A 5290-nucleotide genomic window follows, 5' to 3' on the forward strand; every position below is an offset into this window, starting at 1 on the left:
CCGGCGGCGCGTGGCGCGTCGGGCTGCGGTGTGCATCCGGTCGGGCCGCGCAGCGGCGCCCCAGAAAACCGGGTTTCATGGTGTGAACTCAGCAGTGGCGCCTCCCCTGATCGTGCGCAGTCGCTGCGTGACGGGGCGGAGGCGTCCGGACTCGACCGAGCCGGAAGGGGTCCCGCACGCCGGCCGTGCGCAGCACGGGATGGATCGCGGCGGGGTTCCGGCCGACGGCGCACGGTGCGTCCGGCCGTCACTGGCCCGGGCACCGGAGACCCGGGCCGCGCGAGGCGGTGGGGTCAGCCGTGGTGGAGTGATTCCACCCTAACACCGTCCACGGCCACGCACGGCACCAGCACGCGCCAGGAGGCCGCCCCGTCCGCCGTCAGAGCACGCGCCGCCTCCGCGGCGTGCTCGGCCGCCTGAACGCCGTCGCACAGCGCGAGCACCGTAGGACCCGCGCCGGAGACGACGGCGGCATGGCCGCGCTCGCGCAGCCCCGCGACCAGTGCGGCGCTGGCCGGCATGGCCACGGCGCGCGGCTCCTGGTGCAGCCAGTCCCGCGTGGCGGCCAGCAGCAGCGCGGGGTCCTCCGCCAGCGCGTGGACGAGCAGCGCGGCACGGCCGGCCTGGGCCGCCGCCACGGCGTGGGGCACCTCGGCGGGCAGCACGCCCCGGGCGACGTGGGTGGACAGCTCGGTGTCCGGGATCGCGACCACCGGCACCACGCGCTCGTGCAGCCGCAGCCGCGCCGTGGCCGGGCCGGGGACGTCGTCACGGGTCCAGGAGACGGTGGCCCCGCCCACGAGCGCGGGGGCGACGTTGTCCGGGTGCCCCTCGAAGCGGGTGGCCGCCTCGAGCAGGTCCGCGGGCGCCCGGCGCAGCGCGGCCGGCAGCAGGGCCTCGGCCGCGGCGTAGGCCGCGACGACGGCGGCCGCGGACGAGCCGAGCCCGCGGGCGTGCGGGATCCGGTTCACGGCGCGCAGGTGCAGCCCCGGCGCGGTGAACCCGCGGTCCCGCAGGTGCTCGCGCGCCAGGCGCAGGATCAGGTGCGCGCCGTCCCGCGGCAGGGTGGCCTCCCCCTCCCCCTCGACCTCCGCGACGTCGGGGCCCGCCACGACCGTGAGCGTCACCTCGTCGCGCAGCTCCAGGGCCAGGCCCATCGAGTCGAAGCCGGGGCCGAGGTTGGCGGAGGTGGCGGGGACGGAGACGGACGCGGCGGTCCCGGGCGCCAGCGGCTGCGGTGCGGCCATGGCTCAGCTCAGGCCGAGGGCCTGGGCGACGGTGACCACGTCGAACGGCACCGAGCGCGGGGTCACGTCGGCGCCGTCGGCGCCACGCAGGGCCCACTGCGGGTCCTTGAGGCCGTGGCCGGTGACGGTGATGACCCAGCTCTTGCCGGCCGGCACGTTCCCGGCGGCGTGGTGCTTGAGCAGCCCGGCGACGCCGGCGGCGGAGGCGGGCTCGACGAACACGCCCTCCTTCGCGGAGAGCCAGCGATGGGCCTCGAGGATCTCCTCGTCCGTGACGGAGTCGATCATCCCGCCGGACTCGTCGCGGGCGGCCTCGGCCTGCTCCCACGAGGCCGGGTTGCCGATCCGGATGGCGGTGGCGATCGTGTCCGGGTCGGTCACGGGGTGGCCCTGGACGATCGGGGCGGCGCCCGCGGCCTGGAAGCCCCACATCACGGGGGTCTTCGTGGCCACCGCGGGCAGCTCGGCGTCCGAGGCGCCCTCGTGCGGGTTCACGTAGGGGGCGGCGTACTCGCGGTAGCCCTTCCAGTACGCGGTGATGTTGCCCGCGTTGCCCACGGGCAGCAGGTGGTAGTCCGGGGCGTCGCCGAGGGTGTCCACGACCTCGAACGCGCCGGTCTTCTGCCCCTCGATGCGGGCCGGGTTGACGGAGTTCACGAGGAACACGGGGTAGTTCTCGGCCAGCTTGCGGGCCACCTCGAGGCAGTCGTCGAAGTTGCCCTGCACCTGGAGGATCTCCGCGCCGTGGGCCACGGCCTGGGACATCTTGCCCATCGAGATCTTCCCCTCAGGCACGAGCACGGCGCACGTGATCCCGGCCTGCGCGGCGTAGGCCGCCGCCGAGGCGGACGTGTTGCCGGTGGACGCGCAGACGACGGCCTTCGCGCCGTCCGCGACGGCGGCGGTGATCGCCATGGTCATGCCGCGGTCCTTGAAGGAGCCGGTCGGGTTCATGCCCTCGAACTTCACGTGCACGGTGCCCTGCACCAGCTCGGAGAGGTGGGGGGCGTGGATGAGCGGGGTGCCGCCCTCGCCGAGGGTGATCACGCGCGTGTCCTCGGTGACGGGCAGGCGGTCGGCGTACTCGCGGACGACGCCGCGCCACTGGTGGGCCATGGGTCAGTTCCCTTCGACTCGGAGGACGGACGCGACCTCGTGGACGACGTCCAGGGCGGCGAGCGCCTCGACGGTGGCGTCGAGGTCGCGCTGCCGCGCACGGTGGGTGATCAGCCGCAGGGACGCGCCGGGGGCGTCCTCGCGCTCGGACGGGACCTGGCGCAGCGTCTCGATGGAGACGCCGTGCTCCTCGAACACCCCGGCGACGCGGCGCAGCACGCCGGGCTGGTCGGCCGCGCGCAGCACGACCATGAAGGAGGTGTGGGCCTCGGCCGGGTCCAGGGCGGGCAGGGCGGTGACGGGGGTGCGCAGGCGCGCCGGGCCGCCGCGCACGATGCGCTGGGCGATCGAGACGACGTCGCCCATCACCGCGGAGGCGGTGGGGGCGCCGCCGGCGCCGGGACCGTAGAACATGAGCTCGCCGGCGTTCTCGGCCTCCACGAAGACGGCATTGAACGCCCCGCGCACGGAGGCCAGCGGGTGCTCCCGCGGCAGCAGGGTGGGGTGCACGCGCAGGACCGCGCCCTGGGCGCCGTCGGCGGCGCGGCCGCGCTCGGCGATCGCCAGCAGCTTGATGACGTAGCCCGCCTCCGCGGCGGCGGCGTTGTCCTCGGCCGTGATCGCGGTGATGCCCGCGACGGCCACCTGGTCCAGGGTGTACGGCGCGCCGAACGCGATGGTCGCCAGGATCGCGGCCTTCGCGGCGGCGTCGTGGCCCTCGACGTCGGCGGTCGGGTCGGCCTCGGCGTAGCCGAGCCGCTGGGCCTCGGCGAGGGCGTCGTCGAAGTCCGCCCCTTCGGAGTCCATCCGGTCAAGGATGAAGTTGGTGGTGCCGTTGGCGATGCCCATCACGCGGGTGACGCGGTCGCCGCCCAGGGAGTCGCGTAGCGGGCGCAGGATCGGGATGGCGCCGGCTACGGCGGCCTCGAAGCTGAGCTGCGCGCCGGTGGCGGCGGCCGCGGCGTACAGCTCCTCGCCGTGCTGGGCCAGCAGCGCCTTGTTGCCGGTCACCACGGACGTGCCGGCGGCCAGGGCGCGCAGGATCAGGGTGCGGGCCGGCTCGATGCCGCCCATCAGCTCGATGACGACGTCGGCGCCGTCCACGAGCGCCTCGGCGTCGGTGGTGTAGAGCGCCGGGTCCGCCTGCCAGTCGCGCGTCGCGCCCGTGTCCCGCACCGCGATGCCCGTGAGCTCGAGGTCGGCGCCCACGCGGTCCCGCAGGATGTCGGCGTCCTCGGTGAGGATCCGGGCGGTCTGGGACCCCACGGTCCCGCCGCCCAGCAGGGCGACCTTGAGTGCGGTGGGGGCGTCGGTGTGCTGGGGCATGGTCCTCCGTGATCCAGGGTGGGGTCGGGCCCGCGCGACCGCGCGGCCCGGCTGGCCTCGAATCTAGCGTGGCGCCCCGGCCCGTCCCGCCGCGCGACACTCGGTGTCCGCAGTGCGGGACGGGCCCACCCGGGCCCGAGGCCGGCGGCCGGGTGCGCCTCGCCCCCGTCCTCAGCGGGCGAGGCGCGGATCGGCCTCGCGGGCGAACAGGTCCTCCTGCGTCTCGCGGCGGATGATCACCCGCGCCTGCCCGTCGGAGACCGCGACGACGGCCGGGCGAGCCAGCGCGTTGTAGTTCGAGGACATCACGTGCGTGTACGCGCCCGTGGCCGGCACGGCCAGCAGGTCGCCGCGGCCCAGGTCGGCCGGCAGGTATACGTCGCGGACCAGGATGTCGCCAGACTCGCAGTGCTTGCCCACCACACGGGAGAGCACCGGCTCGGCCTCCGAGGTGCGGCGCGCGGAGACGGCGGTGTAGTCGGCGTCGTAGAGGACGGGACGCGGGTTGTCGGACATGCCGCCGTCCACGGCGACGTAGCGGCGGGCCGCGGTGCCGCCGTCGGGGGCGTCCACGTCCACGGTCTTGGTCACCCCGACCGTGTAGAGGGTCAACCCCGCGGGGCCCGAGATGGCCCGCCCCGGCTCGAGCGAGATGCGCGGGCACGCCAGGCCGAGGCGCTCGACGGTCTTCTGGACGTCGTCGGCGAGGGCGTCGGCGATCTCCGCGGCCGGACGGGGCTCGTCCACGGCCGTGTAGGCGATGCCGTGGCCGCCCCCGAGGTCGAGCTCGGCCAGCTCCACCCCGTGCTCGGCCTTGACCTCGGCGAGGAACTCGAGCACGCGTCCGGCCGCCAGCCCGAAGCCCTCGGCCTCGAAGATCTGGGACCCGATGTGGCAGTGCACGCCCAGCAGCTCGATCGACTCGGCCGCCAGGGCCGCGGCCACGGCGACGGCGGCCGGCGAGCGGCCGGCCACATTGCCGTCCCGGTCGGTGGAGGCCGGGGCCAGGGAGAGCCCGAACTTCTGGTCCTCGTGCGCGGTGGCGATGAAGTCGTGGGTGTGCGCGTGCACGCCCGGGGTCAGCCGGAGCATCACGGGGGCGCGGCGGCCGGCCTCGGCCGCGAGCGCGGCCAGGTGGGTGAGCTCGTCGAGCGAGTCCACGATGATCCGACCCACGCCCGCCTCCAGGGCCGTGCGCAGCTCGGCGTCCGACTTGTTGTTGCCGTGCAGGCCGATGTGGGCCGGGTCGATGCCGGCGGCCAGCGCGATCGCCAGCTCGCCGCCCGAGGCGGTGTCCACGCGCAGGCCCTCCTCGGCGGCCCAGCGGGCGGTGGAGAGGGTGAGCATGGACTTGCCGGCGTAGTAGACGTCCGCTCCCCCGCACAGGTCGGCGAAGGCGGCGTCGAAGCCCTTGCGGAACGCGCGGGCGCGGGCGCGGAAGTCGTCCTCGTCCACCACGAGCAGCGGCGTGCCGAACTCCGCGGCGAGCGCGCTCGCGCGCAGGCCCTGGACGGTGAGCTCGCCGTCGGCGGCGCGGTCCACGCCGGCGGCCCACAGGCCGGGCACGAGCGCGTCCGGGTCCCCCGGTGCGGGGAGCCAGG

General features: G+C 75.7%; 4 protein-coding genes. All 4 read right to left on the bottom strand.

Annotated elements, in window-relative coordinates:
- Positions 1 to 293: 293 nt before the first annotated feature.
- The gene (thrB, locus tag QL983_RS10245; protein ID WP_036313075.1) at positions 294 to 1247 is read right to left on the bottom strand and encodes a homoserine kinase; all 954 of its coding nucleotides are present in this window, start codon (positions 1245 to 1247) and stop codon (positions 294 to 296) included.
- Between the two features lie 3 nt (positions 1248 to 1250).
- Complete coding sequence (gene thrC / locus QL983_RS10250) at positions 1251 to 2363, bottom strand: threonine synthase (RefSeq protein WP_036313078.1); 1113 nt, start codon at positions 2361 to 2363, stop codon at positions 1251 to 1253.
- Between the two features lie 3 nt (positions 2364 to 2366).
- Positions 2367 to 3689 carry a homoserine dehydrogenase gene (locus QL983_RS10255; RefSeq protein WP_036313081.1) on the bottom strand — a complete coding sequence of 441 codons (1323 nt, stop codon included), beginning with the start codon at positions 3687 to 3689 and terminating at the stop codon, positions 2367 to 2369.
- A gap of 171 nt (positions 3690 to 3860) precedes the next feature.
- Positions 3861 to 5290, bottom strand: a 1430-nt coding sequence (gene lysA, locus QL983_RS10260) for a diaminopimelate decarboxylase (RefSeq protein WP_290152857.1), incomplete at its 5' end; no start/stop codon positions are given.

This window comes from Micrococcus sp. APC 4021 (assembly GCF_030407635.1).
GTDB lineage: Bacteria > Actinomycetota > Actinomycetes > Actinomycetales > Micrococcaceae > Micrococcus > Micrococcus luteus.

Excerpts from the sequence above, each read along its gene's own strand:
- thrB (WP_036313075.1), bottom strand. The coding sequence starts at position 1,247 with ATGGCCGCACCGCAGCCGCTGGCGCCCGGGACCGCCGCGTCCGTCTCC.
- thrC (WP_036313078.1), bottom strand. The coding sequence starts at position 2,363 with ATGGCCCACCAGTGGCGCGGCGTCGTCCGCGAGTACGCCGACCGCCTG.
- QL983_RS10255 (WP_036313081.1), bottom strand. The coding sequence starts at position 3,689 with ATGCCCCAGCACACCGACGCCCCCACCGCACTCAAGGTCGCCCTGCTG.